This window comes from Paenibacillus vortex V453 (assembly GCF_000193415.1).
Taxonomy (GTDB): domain Bacteria; phylum Bacillota; class Bacilli; order Paenibacillales; family Paenibacillaceae; genus Paenibacillus_AQ; species Paenibacillus_AQ glucanolyticus.
Genome location: NZ_ADHJ01000023.1, coordinates 118,991 through 136,588, shown reverse-complemented (window position 1 = coordinate 136,588; position 17,598 = coordinate 118,991). Strand labels below are relative to the sequence as shown.

Annotated in this window: 15 protein-coding genes; 1 reads left to right on the top strand and 14 read right to left on the bottom strand. The window is 46.8% G+C overall.

The genetic code is table 11. From position 1 onward, the window contains the following. Position 1 precedes the first annotated feature (1 nt). From PVOR_RS14255 to PVOR_RS14245, 4 genes are all read right to left on the bottom strand, one after another. A complete protein-coding gene (locus tag PVOR_RS14255; protein ID WP_234972879.1) occupies positions 2 to 3,301 on the bottom strand; it encodes a non-ribosomal peptide synthetase family protein in 3,300 nt (1,099 codons plus the stop codon). A gap of 46 nt (positions 3,302 to 3,347) precedes the next feature. Continuing rightward, positions 3,348 to 5,120 (bottom strand): methyl-accepting chemotaxis protein, encoded by a 1,773-nt coding sequence (locus tag PVOR_RS14250; protein WP_006209997.1) that lies wholly within the window; start codon positions 5,118 to 5,120, stop codon positions 3,348 to 3,350. A gap of 531 nt (positions 5,121 to 5,651) precedes the next feature. Beyond that, a complete protein-coding gene (locus PVOR_RS30655; RefSeq protein ID WP_155984630.1) occupies positions 5,652 to 5,801 on the bottom strand; it encodes a hypothetical protein in 150 nt (49 codons plus the stop codon). Continuing rightward, positions 5,764 to 7,170, bottom strand: a complete 1,407-nt coding sequence (locus PVOR_RS14245; protein ID WP_006209996.1) for a helix-turn-helix domain-containing protein — start codon at positions 7,168 to 7,170, stop codon at positions 5,764 to 5,766. The genes PVOR_RS30655 and PVOR_RS14245 overlap by 38 nt, the downstream gene beginning before the upstream one ends. A gap of 411 nt (positions 7,171 to 7,581) precedes the next feature. On the opposite strand from PVOR_RS14245, the gene PVOR_RS14240 reads away from it, so the two are divergent. Continuing rightward, positions 7,582 to 8,019 carry a MarR family winged helix-turn-helix transcriptional regulator gene (locus PVOR_RS14240; protein ID WP_200860827.1) on the top strand — a complete coding sequence of 146 codons (438 nt, stop codon included), beginning with the start codon at positions 7,582 to 7,584 and terminating at the stop codon, positions 8,017 to 8,019. A gap of 69 nt (positions 8,020 to 8,088) precedes the next feature. Here PVOR_RS14240 and ytxJ read toward each other — a convergent pair whose 3' ends face one another. The 10 genes from ytxJ to PVOR_RS14190 all read right to left on the bottom strand — a co-directional run bounded on the left by ytxJ (position 8,089) and on the right by PVOR_RS14190 (position 17,584). Next, positions 8,089 to 8,427 (bottom strand): bacillithiol system redox-active protein YtxJ, encoded by a 339-nt coding sequence (gene ytxJ, locus PVOR_RS14235; protein ID WP_006209993.1) that lies wholly within the window; start codon positions 8,425 to 8,427, stop codon positions 8,089 to 8,091. A gap of 115 nt (positions 8,428 to 8,542) precedes the next feature. Continuing rightward, positions 8,543 to 10,258 carry a histidine kinase N-terminal 7TM domain-containing diguanylate cyclase gene (locus PVOR_RS14230; RefSeq protein WP_006209991.1) on the bottom strand — a complete coding sequence of 572 codons (1,716 nt, stop codon included), beginning with the start codon at positions 10,256 to 10,258 and terminating at the stop codon, positions 8,543 to 8,545. 177 nt (positions 10,259 to 10,435) lie between these two features. Next, complete coding sequence (locus tag PVOR_RS14225; protein ID WP_006209990.1) at positions 10,436 to 11,410, bottom strand: hypothetical protein; 975 nt, start codon at positions 11,408 to 11,410, stop codon at positions 10,436 to 10,438. Further along, the gene (locus tag PVOR_RS14220) at positions 11,377 to 11,982 is read right to left on the bottom strand and encodes an RNA polymerase sigma factor (RefSeq protein WP_006209989.1); all 606 of its coding nucleotides are present in this window, start codon (positions 11,980 to 11,982) and stop codon (positions 11,377 to 11,379) included. Before PVOR_RS14220 ends, PVOR_RS14225 begins: the two co-directional genes overlap by 34 nt. Before the next feature lie 306 nt (positions 11,983 to 12,288). Continuing rightward, complete coding sequence (locus tag PVOR_RS14215; RefSeq protein WP_006209988.1) at positions 12,289 to 13,020, bottom strand: class I SAM-dependent methyltransferase; 732 nt, start codon at positions 13,018 to 13,020, stop codon at positions 12,289 to 12,291. A 169-nt stretch (positions 13,021 to 13,189) separates the two neighbouring features. Continuing rightward, complete coding sequence (locus PVOR_RS14210) at positions 13,190 to 13,642, bottom strand: hypothetical protein (RefSeq protein WP_006209987.1); 453 nt, start codon at positions 13,640 to 13,642, stop codon at positions 13,190 to 13,192. Positions 13,643 to 13,822: 180 nt separating this feature from the next. Continuing rightward, positions 13,823 to 15,433 (bottom strand): gamma-glutamyltransferase family protein, encoded by a 1,611-nt coding sequence (locus tag PVOR_RS14205; RefSeq protein WP_006209983.1) that lies wholly within the window; start codon positions 15,431 to 15,433, stop codon positions 13,823 to 13,825. A 105-nt stretch (positions 15,434 to 15,538) separates the two neighbouring features. Next, entirely contained in the window at positions 15,539 to 16,159 is a 621-nt protein-coding gene (locus tag PVOR_RS14200; RefSeq protein ID WP_160163997.1) for a hypothetical protein, read from the bottom strand. Between the two features lie 57 nt (positions 16,160 to 16,216). After that, a complete protein-coding gene (locus tag PVOR_RS14195) occupies positions 16,217 to 16,681 on the bottom strand; it encodes a biotin/lipoyl-binding protein (RefSeq protein ID WP_006209980.1) in 465 nt (154 codons plus the stop codon). 24 nt (positions 16,682 to 16,705) lie between these two features. After that, a complete protein-coding gene (locus tag PVOR_RS14190) occupies positions 16,706 to 17,584 on the bottom strand; it encodes a carbohydrate ABC transporter permease (RefSeq protein WP_006209979.1) in 879 nt (292 codons plus the stop codon). Positions 17,585 to 17,598 lie beyond the last annotated feature (14 nt).

The following is a 17,598-nucleotide window of genomic DNA, read 5'->3' as shown; positions in this document are numbered from 1 at the left end:
GTCAGGTGCTTTCTTTAAGAGCAGCATACCTTTGAGCATTACGGTAAAAAGCATTGTTGTCGATATTCTTTTGGAACATACCGCTCTCGGAGTTACAGGACAAGTTACCGACTCTATAAACGGCTGCCGCAATCCCTCTCTCCATACCCGCTTTGATGACCAACTTCTCTGCTTCGAGTTTGCTGTTCGTGTAGACATTCTCGATATACGACTCTTCATATCCTGATCCTGCAACGATAGCATCCCACTGGCCACCAAGTGCCAAATCCTCAGGGATACCGAGCGTAGATATAAAATGGAAGCGGATGTGAGGTCTGCTCTGAGCTAATGTCAATAGACGATCCGTACTCTCTACATTGACTCTGGCAAAATAGTCGGAGTCGCCAAAATGCTTCACTTCTGCACCGCAGTGGATAATGGAATCGATGTGCTGCTGTGCCCATACCCAATCTTCTATGCGCAGGCCAAGATGTTCTTGTTCCAAATCTCCCTGAATAGCCACAACCCGTTTATCCATCAATGACTTAACGCCTTCTCCGAAATAGCCGGTCATGATCTGCTCAAGGCGGGCGTAAGGTTCCATATGCTGCGAAGGACGAACCAGGCAATACACGGTTGCAGTGGATTGACGCAATAACTCATGCAGTAGATGTGAGCCCAAATATCCTGTCGCGCCGGTCAGCAGTATGTGCTGCTGGGTGTACTCGCAGCCTATGGAAGCATTACGAATAGGGAAAGCGAGCGGATACTCAGCCAAATCCTGAATGGGCTGACCTGAAATGTCCATAAGTTCAGCTGGGGTCTCTGCGCTGCCCAATTCCTCAATTCTCTCCGATAATTTAGCAATCGTCGGATAGACAAAGAAGTCATTGATTTTTAAATGGGGATAATGCGGTTTGAGTTGCACCAGAATCTCCAGTATTTTCAATGAATATCCGCCAATATCGAAGAAATCGTCGTGGATGCTGATTTTGGTTTGGCCGAGCGCTTTTTCCCAGGCAGCACTCACGTTCAGCTGTATTTCATTAACCGGTGCTTCATACTGGGAATCATCCGCTTCCAGATCCATCGACAACTCGTATAACGCAAGTTTCTTACGGTCGATTTTACCTGTCGGGGATAACGGCATCTCATCCAGAAAACACATATACTTAGGAACCATATAACTTGGCACCTTCTGACCTAAGAACTGCGCCAGCTCTTTAGCGGAAGCTGCCTGTCCATCATTCGATGTATAGAAAGCCGCCAATATCTTAGTTCCGTCTTCATCCGTTCTCGGGATAACCGCGATGTCCTTCACCGATTCGTGTTTAGCCAGGTTATCCTCGATTTCACCGATCTCAATACGGAAACCTCTGATCTTCACCTGGGAATCTTTTCTTCCCCGGTATTCCACTTGTCCATTCGGCAGCAGGCGGACCAAATCGCCAGAACGGTAAAACTGCTTTCCGGATTCCGGCGTTATCGGATCCTGAATGAAGGCTTCCTTTGTCTTCTCGGGCTGATTTAAATACCCTTTGGCTACGCCTACCGAGCTGATAAGCAGTTCGCCGGTTACACAGGTTGGACATAATGCGTTGTGTTCATTCACGATATACAATTCATAGTTCGCAAACGGCGTCCCAATATACACGGTAGCCAAATCATCAGGGACTGGATAATCCACGATATGTCCTGTTGCCACTACCGTAATTTCAGTAGGACCGTATAGATTCACAATAGGAATCTGGAGTTTCTTCTGGAACATCCGAACAGTTTCCCCGGCCAAAGCCTCGCCGCCGACCACGATGCTCTTAATGTTACGATACTTCTGAATCTCCTCCAGAGGCAAATAGGCCGCCAATTGATTGAAAAATACGGTGGGCAGTATCGCTACACGCGTGGCACTCGTATTTTCCACTGCCTCTGTGAAGGCATCGATGGAGAAACGCTGCTCATCGGACAGCAGGTGCAGTCTGGAACCACAAGCCAGCGACCCAAAAATATCATATACCGACGCGTCAAAGCTGAATGTAGAATACTGCAGAATAACGTCCCGTTCATCCATCTGTAATTTCTCTTGATTGGCCAGCGCCAGGTTCACAACGCCCTGGTGGGCGATTAGTGCGCCCTTCGGTTTGCCTGTAGAACCCGATGTATAGATGATGTACGCCAAATCTTCAGCTTCAACCTGGACGCCGCAGGAATCGGTTGGATACTGAAGGAACTGGTCATCCAAACAGAAGAATTCCGGCTTCAAATTAAATCCAGCCAATAATCCATCCAGCTTGGCTGTAAAGTTCTGATGCGTCAGAATGATAGCCGACTTGGTATCTTCGATAATATAAGCATTTCTTTCATCAGGATGCGAAGGATCAAGCGGGATGTAGGCACCGCCGGCTTTGAGAACGCCAAGCATGCTGACGATCGTATCCAGCCCTCTTTTCATAAAGATGGACACAAACTGGCCTTTACGCAGACCCTTGCTTATGAGCATATGGGCAATTTGATTCGAGACATGGTCAAGCCGTTCATACGTCATTTGCTCCTGATCGGAAGACAATGCGATCCTCTTCGGAAATCTCTCCACAATGGAAGCCAGCATGGCTACAATGGTCGGGTTATCCGGAAGATCCCTCTTCGTATCATTGAGAATGGTATAGGCGTTCCAATCCTCTTCAGTCAGCATAGGCAATTGACTTATCGGCATATCCATATCATCAATAGCAGCGCTGGCAAGCTGCTCGAAATGCCTGCTGAATTTTAGGATCGTCTCTTCTTGATACAATGCCCGAGCATAGGAAACATGCAGTATCCACTGATTCATGGTCTCCTCATGAACCATCCAGTTCAGCCAGCTGTGGCCCTGAGTATGAGCATGGCCATAAACCGTTTGTAGGCTGATCGGCTGACCGTGCAGCCCTTCTATTTCCTGAAGCGATAGATCGGAAAGCTCAATCTGCTCCATTTTGGCTGAGATCTGTTTATAAACTTGTGTAAATGTATCACTCCCGCTTAGGTTGATCCTGAGCGGAAGCAGATTCCCCTTCCGATTGTTTACGCCGATCAGTAAATCGGTATCGTGGGTCATTCGATATAGAAAAACCGCATAGCTTGTCAGCATCCATGTGTTGATGTTGTAAGAATCACGAAGCAGCCTCATCTTATCGGTCTCGATATGAAGATGAATCGCCATGCGATTGAGCTCATGCTGCTGAAGATGCGCTGGACCATCAGTGTACAGATAGAATCCCGGTAAAGGTAGCTGCAGTTCGTTCAACCAATATTCTTTGCCTTGTTCGATCATCAATGTTGTATTCAAAAGGTTTCAGCTCCATCTTTTTCTCTACATTTTCTGTTACATCACACTATACACGCAATTTGTTAACAAGGACCTCCAGCTCAGCGGATACCTGATTGATCTGCTCGGCAGACTCGAAGATTTTAGTAAAGGACGCCTGCTGTTCTTGAGCACTGATCCGGATCTCGCCGGACACAGACGAGTTTCGCTCTGCGAGCTCAGCCAACTGTTTAATGGCAGCGGTTATCTGTTCGGTCTCGGCAACCATCTCCTGGGTAGCGGCAGACACCTCTTGGATCTGGCTGGTCACCGTGTCGGTTGCAAGCAGCATTCCTTTAAACAGCTCGCCGGTTTCTTTAACAACTTCAATTCCCTTGGCGACGTTATGCTCGCCTTCGCTGATGGCTTCTACCGCAAATGCCGTTTCCTCCTGAATGTAACGGACCAGCTCGATGATCTGGTCTGCCGATTTTCTGGATTCTTCTGACAGCTTCTTCACTTCGTTCGCTACAACCGCAAAGCCGCGCCCCTCTTCACCCGCTCTTGCCGCCTCAATACCTGCATTGAGTGATAGCAAATTCGTCTGCGAAGATATTTCGGTGATAACCTGAACGATCTGACCAATCTCATGTGAGCGGTTTTGCAGCTTCTCAATGATTTGGACTGAATTTTTGACCGAATGATCGATCGAATTCATCTGCTCGATAACCTGCTCTACATTTTGATTGCCTCGCTCCGACTGTTCCTTCATCTGCAAGGAGATTTCGGAGAGATCCGACGTATTGCCGGCAATGGTCGACACCCCTGACGAAATTTCTTCGAGCGAAACCACGCTCTCGGTAATGGACGTGCTCTGCAGCGCTACTCGTTCAGACATCTCCTCCATATTCTTGGTGATGACGGAAGAGTTGTTATTATTGACCTCCACAGCGGAGAAGAGGAACTTGGATTGCTCGGCGGATTGCTCAGATACGGATTTGATCGTTGTCACGAGTTCGTTGATATGACTGACCGTGGTGTTGAACTTGGCATTCACTTGCCCCAATTCATCGTCTCCGGCTTGCAGTTTGACGGTGAAATCGCCTTTGCTCAGCTTGTCCAACGCCCCCATCAGCGCTTGAATCGGAGCGAAGGTGCGTCTGATCGTAAAATACTGTAAAGCTAACACAACAAGCAAGGTAATAAGCAAAGCCATGACCGTTCTCGTTATTAATTCCTGTTTACCGGATGAGATCAGGCTTGCATCCACGTCGATACCCATGTAAGCGAAAACCTCGCCGTCGGCGCTCAGGAAAGGATGGAGCACGGTGATCCAGGTACCGTAATTGTCTGTGTACGCTTTGGTATGAACGAGCTTTTTCGTCTCCAGCATTTCTCTGACGGCATCAGCATGGATTTTAGGCTGTTCGTATAAATCACCAAGGTTCAGATTCTCTTCGGCAAACATGTCGAGAACCGCTGTCGGCATAGCCACTATCGAAGTTTTGTTGCCATCCTCTAACTCCGGTCCAAAAATATAGCCCTGCGCAACATTCGGGTAAAGTACAGATAATTCGTCGAAAATGCTAATTAATTTCTTCTGGATATCGGCGTTACGGTCCGTTGCCCCTTTTACCGCCACTGCATCCTCAACTGAAACCTTATTGACCAAGGTGCCCATGATTTTACCCGAGTCTGACTGGAGCTGCTTAGTCAGCACGTTGTCCTGAATATAAAAGCTGGAACCAATAACGATTGCACCCGTGATAATAATATAGAGACTCGTCCATAACATATTTCTTGTAACGATACTAAGATTCTTAAATCTCAATCCTTTTGAGAACGTTTTAGGCTTGCTCACTCGGTGTCTCTCCTTTGATATCTCTTATGTATTTCATTTTGGCTAGGGCTTTCTCTATCAGGCTTTTTCACCACCTACTTTCCTAGACATCGTGAATAATTTCGGTGCTTTTCATGAATTGATTACATTTTTCATAAAAGGTCATATGTAAAGATCACTTCCCTCCAATGTTCTTCTGGCTTTGCACATTTCACTCTTTATTTGTGTTAAGTGAAAAATCCGTTCAATAGACAGAACTACCGTATAAACTCATAAACCTTACATCTTTTGTACTATAATAATCGGCTTATATGCGTAAAATCTTAATACTTTAGTAATATAAACTTACAAAAAAAGTGTTATTTTCGACAACGGTTCGAATTTTATAGATATTCCTATTTCAAAATAACCATGCTGTCTCCGTCTGCCTGGCAAACAGAAAAAGACCGCGATATACGCGGTCCCGGGTGTTGGATTACAATCTTGGAATGGAATCCTCTTTTCAATTTTCCTTTTATAGCCTGCATATGCTCGATAGACGAATATTAAGTATTACCAGCCGCCTTCACCATGCTGTGGACTTGCAGCAGTATAAGGCTTCTTAATAATCGGACTCGCTTCATTCCCTGAAATCATAACATTGGGTAATGTAACAATGACCAGACTAGCAATTAACAACAGTGACACTAACTTTTTCTTCATCTTGATCGTAGACCTCCTTCATGAATGCAGCGTATTTTTGAAGATCAGAATAATCTATTTGGGATCGAATTTTCTCGATTGTGCTGCAGCACCTTACGATATTTGCTGTATTATTGATTTTATATGAAACTGCCAAACTATCCAATATATATCGAACGCCATTATGAATATTATTTCTTCGGAGATAATATAAACCTACATCTGTCAAAAAGTTTGCAAAGCGATCATCAAAAAATTGAGTCGTATAACTTCCAACATTCTCACTTCTTTCGAGCTGATCCATGATGATGTTCTTGAACCGTTCAAGATATTTATCGATATCGAATCGATAAATATTTGCGGCTTGAACAATTTTAAATAAGGCCATCAGCACCTCGTTCTTGCGAACCGAAACATAATCTACGTACTCTTCCAATACATCCGTATTCCCAGACATTAACTGGTAGAGATACTTGTTTCCAATGGCCCAGTCCTTGAATTGTTTCTTGGTTTGCTCGGATTCTTCATCCGTTTCTACAACCCAGCTAAGATCTTCATAAGAGGAAACGTAATACAGAGCTTTTTCATAATCAGCATCTTCGGCTGAGATAGCCCCTAGCATTAAGTTTGCATATAAAATGTAACCAAATAGTGGCTTTGCAGGCTCTATGGTCTTCTTTCTCTGGCTCTTTCGGTTTACTTTCTGTTCATATAGATTTTTTGAAACATGACCCATCAATTTTGCATAATATCTTGCTTTTGTCCATTTTCGTAAAGATAAAAATAAATTCGCGAGATCCTTTAAGGCATCAAGTTGCTCAGCTTCTCCTAAGCGTAAAATGTAAGATTCAAGTTGTAAAGCGCACTCTAAATTATGCTCTTGATTCTTAGTTAATGAGCATGTAAAGATTCTGTACTGGCATAAGGCTAATCTCTCAGCATGCTGGTACCTTTCACTTTCAGCCACTTTCCGGTAGATAATCACTGCAGCATCTTTATAACCTTCTTCAAATAAATGTTCTGCACAATCAAAAAGATGCGATGCATAACTAAGACTGTCCATCATGAGGCTGACGACTTGGTCTACAATTTGTAATTTCCCGAGCTCGGCGCAACTCTGGATAAAAGGCCCGAGCCGTCGCCAGTCAAGTGAAGACAAGCTGCAGCTTTCTGTCGCATATAATGAATAAAAATATCCTTTTTCAAGATTCATAGCCTTGGTTATTAAATCAAGACTTGATACAGAAATCGTTTGCTGTCCATTTATGATTCTGCTGAGTGTTCCCGAGTTGATTCCCGATTTATCTGCAAAGAAGGAGATTGTCAGATTCTCTTGCTTTAAATATCTTAATAATTCTGCACTAATCGTCTTGTTGTCTGTAGGTTCCAATAAGATCCCCCCAGATCTATAATTTAATGTATAAATATACCAATGGTCAATATTATTTAGATATATATCTGAGACTCTTATTACTAATGATCGGATTCATTGTCATTATCATTAATATCACAAACCCTACCGATTCTCTAAACTCCAATATCGTTAAAACGTTTACCCTACCTGCAAATCTGTGCTAACAAAGCTTCAATCGCAATTCCTGCATACAAAAAACCACCACAAAAACCATGGGTATGTGGTGGTTGTATACATATGGGATTAATATCTTAAAGTTTACATATTGAGTAACCTAACGAATATCTTTATAATCAAGATACCCACATTTAAGAAGGAGGTCTCGGGCTTTTGTCAAGCAAACAGCAAGATCAACCAACAGATCTGCAGGAAAATCTCACCTTGCGCATGCGGAGACTCGGAACCCGAACGGTACTGTACCAGCAGCAGGTAGCTTCCTCCCTCGGGTTATACAATAATGACTTTATCTCCATCGATATCCTTCATGAAAAAGGCCCCATTACAGCCGGGGAACTCTCCAAACTAACCGGGCTTACGACAGGCAGCGTAACTGCATTAATTGACAGGTTAGAAAAAAGCGGGTATGTTCGCAGGGAAAATGATCCCAAAGACCGCCGTAAAGTGATTATTGTTCCCTTATATGAAGATAAAGAAGACGTCAGCGAAACTTATCTGAAGCTTTATGCGTCCATGATGGATCTGGCTTCCAGTTATACGGAAGAGGAGCTTGACCTCATTACACAATTCCTAGGCAAAGCAAGCACGGTATTGGAAGAGCAGATCCAACATCTCAGTTCCACCGCACGCAGCAAATCTTCTTCCTGAGCGCATGAGGCAAGAAGAAGGGCGATACTCCGACAAGTCATGGTGACTCTGGAGTATCGCCCTTCTTATTTAGTCCAATACAGCGGTTATATGCTCGGTCGTAATCGCCCAGTGCGAAGCCGTCCAATACTTGGCCTTGTCCTTCACACAGATAATTTGTGGCGACTCGTGCTTTACGTTCAGATCTTCGGCAATTTTATTGGAAACCGGGCGGGATTCGATGACTTTAACCAGAGTATAATCGACATCACCATTCGGTGTCTTTTTCAAATAAGAATCGTATTCCGCAAGAGCATTGGAGCTAACCGGACAAGTTGTACTGTGCTTCAAAATAACTTGACCGCGCTCTGAGGATTTCTCCAGAATCGCATTCCATTCTTCCAGTGTCGTGATTTCATTCCATTGCATGTATTATTCTCCCCTTTGATGATATTCTTGCAAGTATTTCTTCTATTATATAGCCAAAGCTATTATAAACATAAACCGCCCAGTCTCTCTTGTCCAGAATTACAACTCTTATCCGCTATGATTCTTCATCCGCTACCCGAATCGTGTCACGGCCGGAACGCTTCGCTTCATAGAGCGCCCGGTCGGCCATTTTCAAAAGTCTCTTCAACTCTGAATCCCACCATATCTCTGCTTCGCCATCAGTCGCTATAGGTTCAAGCTCCACGGACCGCTGCAGGTTAAATGGAGCAACCGTTCTTACCGCTTCTGAACCGCCGTCTTCTTCATTCTCGGTCCCAGAGCGGCTCCTAGAGCTTGAGTTCACCGAGGCGATGCCAAAGCTGGCTGTAATCTGCAGCGGACCTTCCGGTGTAACCAACGGCTGCGCCACGAGTTTAGTACGAATACGCTGTGCTGCCGCTTCAGCCTCAGACGGTGTCATATCCGGCATTGCGATAGCAAACTCCTCTCCGCCATAACGGGCGAATAAATCCTCAGGACGAAGTGCCTTCCGGGTCACCATAACTACATGCAGCAGCGCCTGATCGCCAATATCATGGCCAAACACATCGTTAATCCGCTTAAAATAATCGATATCAAACAGCAGGAAAGCCAATGGCTCCCGATGGAGGACAGCACGGCTCAGGATCGCTCGACTCAGCTTCATGAAGTGTGCCCGATTATAAATTTGGGTTAGTCCATCATAATATGCCATCTGCAGGAGCTCCTCCTGGAGCCGCGCCCTTTCCGTGACGTCGATGAGGACAATGAGTCGTCCTGCCTCCCGTCCCCGCTGATTGCGTACAGTGGAAGACCTGATCTGGTACTTGAACATTTTGCCCCCGACCTGCCACTGGATTTCCTGAATATCCGCATCTCCATTGTCGCTGACTCTGCTGTCCTCCAAACAGAAGACCGGCTCCACGGTTGCGTGATGCTGCCATAAATCATGTAAAGGCTCGCCGATTGCTGATGCACTAAGTTCAGGCATCATGGATGCTGCCGCAGGATTGAAATCAACCAATCTGCTGTCCAGATCCAATACGAGCACACCGTCACGCATACTCGCAAAAAGATTGTCCCTTGCAATCGGCGCTACATGAAACAAACCTTTAGAGGTGAGCGCCCAGAGATACAGTGCGGAAGTTATGGTCATGATGACCGGAATCGGGTCTATTCCATCTGGCGTAAGACCGCCAAGGTAGAGGAAATCGCCGATCAAGGGCAGGATAAGACCGATGAGCATGGTGCCAAGCTGTAACCGGTAGGATGGCATCCTGCGCCAGCTGCGCAGCAGCAGTATCACTCCACCGATCAAACAAGCGAAAGTATATGCGCCCTGGATGATATACCAAGGCCCTGCGATCACATCCACCTTCAGGCCGGAGATACCTGTGCGGAGCACGATATCTCGGTAATAAAGATGATGCCATTCGTTTGTCATGACCAGCAGCATCGTCACGACGGGAATGGCAAACATGGCAATCTGCAGATCACGCCTCAAATATCGTTCCATGCCCAGATAGGACAGAATGATTAACAGATTAAGGGGTGGCAGAAATGGCATGCCCAAGTATTCAATCTTGATCCAGAATTGAATTTCCTGAAGCGAATCGCTTGCCAACTCCAGAGCAGCACCAAACGTATAAATCGCCGCCATCATACTGAAGACAAAGAAGGTTTTGACTGTTGCCAGCTTCGAACGTCCCGACAGCGCGTACAGACTCATAATAATATTCAATACGCCTGCAGCGACAATAAGGGTAATGATAGCCGAGTAAGGTGTTCCCATTTATGTAGGCTCCAAATCTGCATGTGGTTAACCGGCCAGATGACAACCGATCGACTCTTAATCCGATGTTACCATAGTGTACCTATCGGAACAATATTCCTTCCATTAGCAGCTTGATATCATACCTGCAATTTTGGTACATCCTAACCCCTTTTATAATCAGCCGCGGCATTCACCCTACTCGTCAATGAGACTCTCGGCCATTTTAAGAAGCTCATCTTTATTCACAAGCCCTTTGACGTTGACCATAATGGCATATACAATACTCCGATTAGGATCATACCATGAGACCAGGTCGCCGTTTGCCTCGTGTTGAAGGTAAATGCCCTCCATATGTTTCAATTGGACCTTCTCGGGGGAGGTATCCGGTAATTTCGTGAAACTTGCCTTTTTCCCGTAACCCGCGGTAATTGTAATAGCTGTACTGCTCTTGCCATCAGATAGATAAACAACAGAATTGGAAGCCTTGGACCATGCCAGCTTCTCCACAAACAACTTCTCTTGGCTGGTCGATGACTGGGCTTGATGCATCAATCTTTGCTTCAGGGCATCGTACTGCGCACGCTCTTCTCCGTAAAGCTGCGGCCCTAGAGGAAAGACTTGTCCATATGCAAACTTCACCCCGTCGGGCAGACTTCCAGGTTTCTTAATGGGAGGCGCCGAAGTTCGAGCCTGCTCTTTTTGAAAAGCTTCATAGGAGTGGTAGTCCGTCGGTCGATACTCGAATTTGACGGGATTCAAGGTGTCATAGCCATTGCCTTCATTGATGTAGTCATCCTTGATATAGTAGGCAGCGAGCTCTCCTTGCTGCAGTTTGGACATGACGCGAACTCTGTATTCCTCAAGCAAACCGCTTAGTTTGGCAGGGAGGCTCCCCGGCGGATCGATGGTTTTGACCACTACTTCCCCTTTATTGTTCAATATCTGGATATGCCCAGATGCTGCATACGCAGTGAAGGAGGCTAATAATAGGCACGGAATAACGATCGACATTACCGTTTTGCGTGTAAAGGATCGGTGACCTGAAGTATTCTTGTACGGGTTTATCTCCATATTTTGCTGAAGCCTGGACGTAATATCTATCTCGCGAAAATGATCATCTGTTACAGAATGCTGCTTCAGCTCTTCGATTGGATCAAGGATGGCTCCCATTGTTCTTCCCCCTGCCATTTCATCATAGTTTCTTTTACTTTTCTCCTGATTCGGGTCAGCTTTTTGCGAACGGCTTCCGGCGTTTTGCCGATGATTTCACTCAGTTCCGCATAGGTCTTATCATGAAATACGTACAGAACCAATAAACTTCTTTCTTCTGCGGGCAGACTGACAAGCGCTCGGGATAAGGGTTCGCTAAACGCCCCTCTTAAAAATTCCTGTTCGGCGCTTTCCGCGAAAATTTGTCCCTTCAGCAATCTCCCCAGCTTCTCCGATAACTGCCGTCTATGAAGCAGATTTAAACAATGATGATACGCGATTTTGTACAACCAAGCATTAAAGCTGACAGTGGCCTTATAACCGGAAATTGATTGATAGGCCTTTAGAAAAATCTCCTGTACAGCGTCCTCTGCATCCTGTTCACTTCCAAGCAGCCGACAGCAATATATGTACAACTGACGTTGGTACTCCCTTGCAATGGGAATAAATGCTTCCGCATCCCCATCCTGAACCTGGTGAACATACTCCTCTAATACGGCCGCGTCGATTGTCCCTTCCCCCTCTCTTTTCATGAATACCTATATAACAAAGCAGCACATGCAAAACGGACTCCGTTTAAAATATTTCGAACAAAAGAAACCGCGATTTACGCGGTTCCTGATTAATCTATATGTGTTTCTCCCCATCTGGAGCTGTTTTCAGATGGATTCTGACTCATGTTTCTTCCAAGGGTAAATAAATATTTATTTTGCTGTCCGCTTGATCCAGCGCGTCGATGTTAACCCAGTACTCAAAATCAAACGATCGCAAACTCGCAACACAAGTATGTTACATGACCATGAATGGTAAGCCGTTAGGATCATGGTTCAATTCATGCACTATGACGATTTCTCAGCCTTCACAATCAGAAAATGAGGATTAGCCATAAGGCGATCATACCATTTGCCATACCATTCCCTCGCTTCCGGGTGATCCTTATACACGGGACTCGGCTGCGGCTCGACGATTTGTTTTATTCCAAACCTGGAGGAGGTAGCGTTTATAATTTCCTGCATGGGTCTTCTATAGAAAGTGACCTCTACAGGGCCGGATTCCTGCTTGTTCCAAACCTCTGACAGTAATTCATGGGCAAAGTAATCCGGACGATTAAAATGTTGAAAGTCCATGAAGGGGTGATGGACGGAGAAAATCAAAGTCCCTCCTGGCTTTAACACACGCTCAAATTCACGAAATGTCGGTGCCCAATCGTCGATATAGTGAAGCGTCAATGAACTGACAATAAGATCAAAGGTTTCAAACTCAAACGGCAGTGCTTCTGTTAGATCGCACGTCAATACCGTCGCTTGATCACCGACACGCCTTTTGCAGGCTTCGACCATGGCCGAGCTCAGATCAATCGCAGTCACCCTGGCCCCTTGCTGGAGCATATGCTCCGTATACCAGCCTGCTGCACATCCCGCATCAAGAACCGTCATCTGACTCATGTCCCCCGACAGCAGCTCAATCATCGCGGGCCGCTCATAATATGCATTATGCCCACTCTGCTTATCGACATGTCTCTCGTAATCTCCTGCCAGCTTCTCGTACGCCTGCATAACCTTCTCCTTCATGGTTCTGAACCCCTCCTCGAAATTTTGGGCACGTCCATTCGGTGATTCGTTTACCAAGAGATAACCAACCTGCGTACACACATGCTCTCTTCTTTTTGATAGAGCGACAGATTGGGTATACAAACAGAGAAACCGCGAATTCTACGCGGTTCCTATGCACTTTCTTCAGCTAGTTGAACAGGTCTTCAATGATGGAACGATCGAATGGGCTTGCGATCTTATAGGTCCAGGAATATCTTTTATGCTGGGTGCCTTGATTAAGGTCGATCCGCATATTATCAGGTTCCGTATACATTATAGTAAGGAGAGTGTGTTCGTAATTAATCCTGATATAGTAATACGTACCTATCGTGTAATTCTCTGTTCTTATTAATTTCACTTCGGAAAAATTGTTCATGATGCGATCAATCATGTCAGGATCCGTAATTTCCACCCTCTGGATGTCATCCCAGCGGTCACCGAATTTCCCAATACTGATATCCCTGATCTTCTGGGTATCGCTGTACCGGTCAGGCACCAGCTCCCGAAAAGAAGTTACCGATTGAAGTGCTGAGTAGAGAACCCCCGATAAAATAATCAGAGCAACAACCATAATAAAAATACGCCAAGATTTGTCACTCATCACGAGCCCCTGCTGAATGGCTCAGCCATTGTGGTCTGTCACTTAATCTATCCCTCATGTCTCCCTCCATGATACGGATCATTTGTTTCCATCATTGTATCATAATCCAGGAGCAGGAACGCCCATAATTGTTAAGGTATGTAAAATGAAGCAATCATGCGCCGATGTTCATGAAGCTTACTACCATCCTGCAACAAAGCCATCCGTTCGGGCGTCGCTTCCTCCGCAAAGAACACCGGTTTTCTCGTCTCGCCAGATGATTTGTCCTCTGCCAAAAGAACTGAAATCAGCAGCGACCTGCACCTCATGCCCCATCCGCTCAAGCCTTCTAGCCATATGCATCGGAAAATGCGGCTCAACCATGACGGTCTTCCCCTTCACCCACTGCCATCTCGGAGCATCCAATGCCGCCTGCGGATGGAGCCCGTAATCAATCAAGTTCATGGCAACCTGCACATGTCCCTGGGGCTGCATATAACCACCCATGACCCCAAATGCTCCAATGGCTTGGCTGTTCTTCGTAAGAAACCCCGGGATGATGGTATGATACGTACGTTTGCCCGGCTCCAGCCGGTTTGCGTGGGTATCATCCAGAGAGAACTCCAGTCCCCGGTTCTGCAATGAAATTCCGGTTCCAGGGACAACCAACCCTGAACCGAACCCTGTATAATTGCTCTGAATGAAGGAAACCATGTTTCCCTCTCCATCCGCAGTCGCCAAATAGACGGTTCCACTGCCTCGGGGTTCCCCGGCTTCCGGCCATAAGGCCTCGCTGCCAATCAGCCTGCGGCGCTGTTCTGCGTATTCCTCGGTGAGAAATGCATATGGATCGCAGGACATCCTGGATGGATCCGTAATGTAGCGGCTGCCGTCAGCAAACGCCAGCTTCATCGCTTCGATCTGCCGATGATAGGCTTCAGGCGATTCCTGGGAACTAGCGGGATAGCCTTTCAACATGTTTAAAGCGATAAGTGCAATAAGTCCTTGGCCGTTCGGGGGAATCTCCCACACATCGTAGCCGCGATAGGATACCGATATTGGCTCCACCCACTCCGGTCTATATCCAGCCAGGTCTTCCTTTGTCAGAAAGCCGCCGGAACGTAAGATGCACTCGCTGATCGTATCAGCCAGCACGCCCCGATAGAACTCCTCTGCTTCTGACGAGCCGATGAGACGCAAGGTGTTGGCATGGTCAGGCGAACGCCATACTTCCCCTGCCTCAGGCGCTCTTCCATTCGGAGCAAACAAGTCAAACCAAGGTTTAAATTCCGTACCAGTTAATGCGGTGCTGTACCGCCGAAAAGCGGAATTCCAGTTGCCGGCTGCCGTCGGCGATACCGGATACCCTTCCTCCGCATAGCGGATAGCTGGCTCCAGCGTCTCGGACAGCGGCAGCCTGCCGAATGTACGGGAAAGCTCTGCCCAGGCTGCAGGCGCGCCCGGAACCGTGACAGGAATCGCCCCATAGCGCGGCATTTCGGTATGTCCAAGCGCCTTCACGGCATCAATCGAAATCCCGGCAGGCGATGGACCGCTGCCATTCAAACCGTGCAGCTTGCCTTCCGTCCATACTAGGGCGAAGGCGTCTCCGCCAATCCCGTTCGAGCATGGCTCAACGACCGTTAAGGCTGCCGCGGTTGCAATAGCTGCGTCAATGGCATTGCCGCCGCGCTTAAGAATGTCGAGCCCCGCGCCGGCGGCGAGCGGCTGTGAAGTAGCGACCATGCCCCGGTTAGCATACACGGGCAGGCGATAGGTGGGATAGGGATGGTACAACGGATCAAAGGACATTCGCGCGTCAGCCTCCTGTTTTCCATCTTTTTGCCGGATAATTTATCATCTCTGTGTAACGCTGTCAATCTTATTTTTAGGATTGATAGGCAAGGCGCCCCATTCTTAGAACTGGTTATACATGTTGACACGAGTCCCATCTATGATGAGTCCGCTGCTATCCACTACGATTTCCTGCTGATCAAACAACCCTTCGCTGACGGCCGTTGTATGGTCATTGGAATCAGAGATCTGAATCGGCGTACGTACAGCATAATAAGTATTTCCGAGAGGGCCCTGCGATTCGTTTAGGGTGAATACATAAGCGCCTTCGCTGTCTTTATGCACCGCTTGATTCGGTATGAGGAACTGATCCGTACTCGTTGTTGTTAAATTCACGTTCACTTGTTCCCCTCCGGTTAACCCCTCTTCTTCAAGCTTAATCCACATTCGAGACATCGTACTGGTTGAATTCTCAGCAGCATCGTCAGCATTTGCAAGTGGTGAGTTGATTCCTTCCGCTATCCTTTCTATCTCGCCTGTAATCCTTCTCTCTTCCTTATCATCCAACATGATATGATCCAGAACATCACCGACGTCAAACATGGAAGCGATTTGCAACGGGATCGACAGTTCGAGCCCATATCCTTTTGCCAGGTTGGTCATTGTTATATCGGGTGCTCCGGTGGAATTTAAACCATCCATTGCACCGACTTCTACAACAATGCCGTCAAACGGAGCCTCCATCTGCTGATTGACGGAAAGGGTATGCTTAAGGTTCTCGATATGCTGCGCTTGCGCTGTCTATATACGATCTTTGCTGTTTACGAACGCGGTAGAGGCGCTAATACGAAGAGCTTCATCTTCCTCCTGCATCGCATGCATGATATTGTATTCAAGCAGTTCGATAGACAGTTCCAGCTTCTTCAGAGCGGACTGCTCCACAGCAAGCTGCTGCTTAACCTCACTGCCGTCATATTGCACAAGAATCTGGCCTTTGCGCACGGTTTCCCCTTTTGTAACAAGCACCTTCTCAACTTTCCAACCGGACGGGTTTACGAGTTCTCTCACCTCCTTCGGATGTACCGTTGATCGGCTGCTATAAGAATGATCCAGCGAGCCCTTGGTTATCACCGCAGTCACTACATGAGGAAGCGTTAAGTTCTGTATGGTGTTACCCGCAAAAGTAAGCACAAGCAGCAGACCTGTAAACAAACCGGCAATCAGGCTGAGTTTGCGTTTTCTCGCTTGGGTCGTTCCTTTTTCCAATATGAATCACTCCTGCCACTTAAACTAACCTTTGATGCCAGACAATTGAACGCCTTCAATAAAATAGGACTCCGCATGCAGGAATAGCAGGATCACGGGGGCCATGTACAATGCCGATGCCGCAAATCCGATGCCAAGCGCCTCTTTATTAATCTGTGCAAGATATAGCGACAGCGGCTGTTTATAAGCATCTTGCAGAAAAATAAGCGGCTGCTCGATCATATTCCAGTAATCCACAAATAATAGAACCAGCAGCGCTGCCAGTCCAGGCCTCGCAAGTGGCAGAATGATCCGCCAAAAGATGACCCATTGTCCCGCTCCGTCCATCATGGCTGCCTCGGAATAAGCTCCCGGGATATGCGCCATAAATTGCCTCATCATAAAGACAGCAAACGCTCCAAAGATGCCCGGCAATATGATCGCAGAAGTATGATTCATCAGCCCCAGCTTGTCTATAACCATATAATTCGGAACCAAAGTCACCTGAAACGGCATGAGCATCGTCATCAGATAGATCATGAACAGCTTGTCCCTGCCAGGAAATCGGAGCCTGGCAAAGGCATATGCGGCAAGTGAGCCAACCATTGTCTGTCCGACCACGATCGGTACCACCAAGCCGACAGAATTCCAGAACATGTTTAGAAACTTCGCAGAAAAGATCAGTACTTCGGCATACTGGCCGAGAGAGATCCAATCCGGAACGATTTTCAGATTGATGAATCGATCTCTGCCGCCTTGGCCAACGTCAATCATCTGACCGATCAGGTCGTAATTCCGCCCGATTTCTTGCTCCGTCATCAGGGAGTTTGTCAAGGTAAGCAGGATTGGCACAAGCATCAGGATGGCTGTCCCACCGAGCAGCAGCGTCAGCAGCAGCTTGGACATCCACTGTATTTTATTCATGATGATCCTCCCCG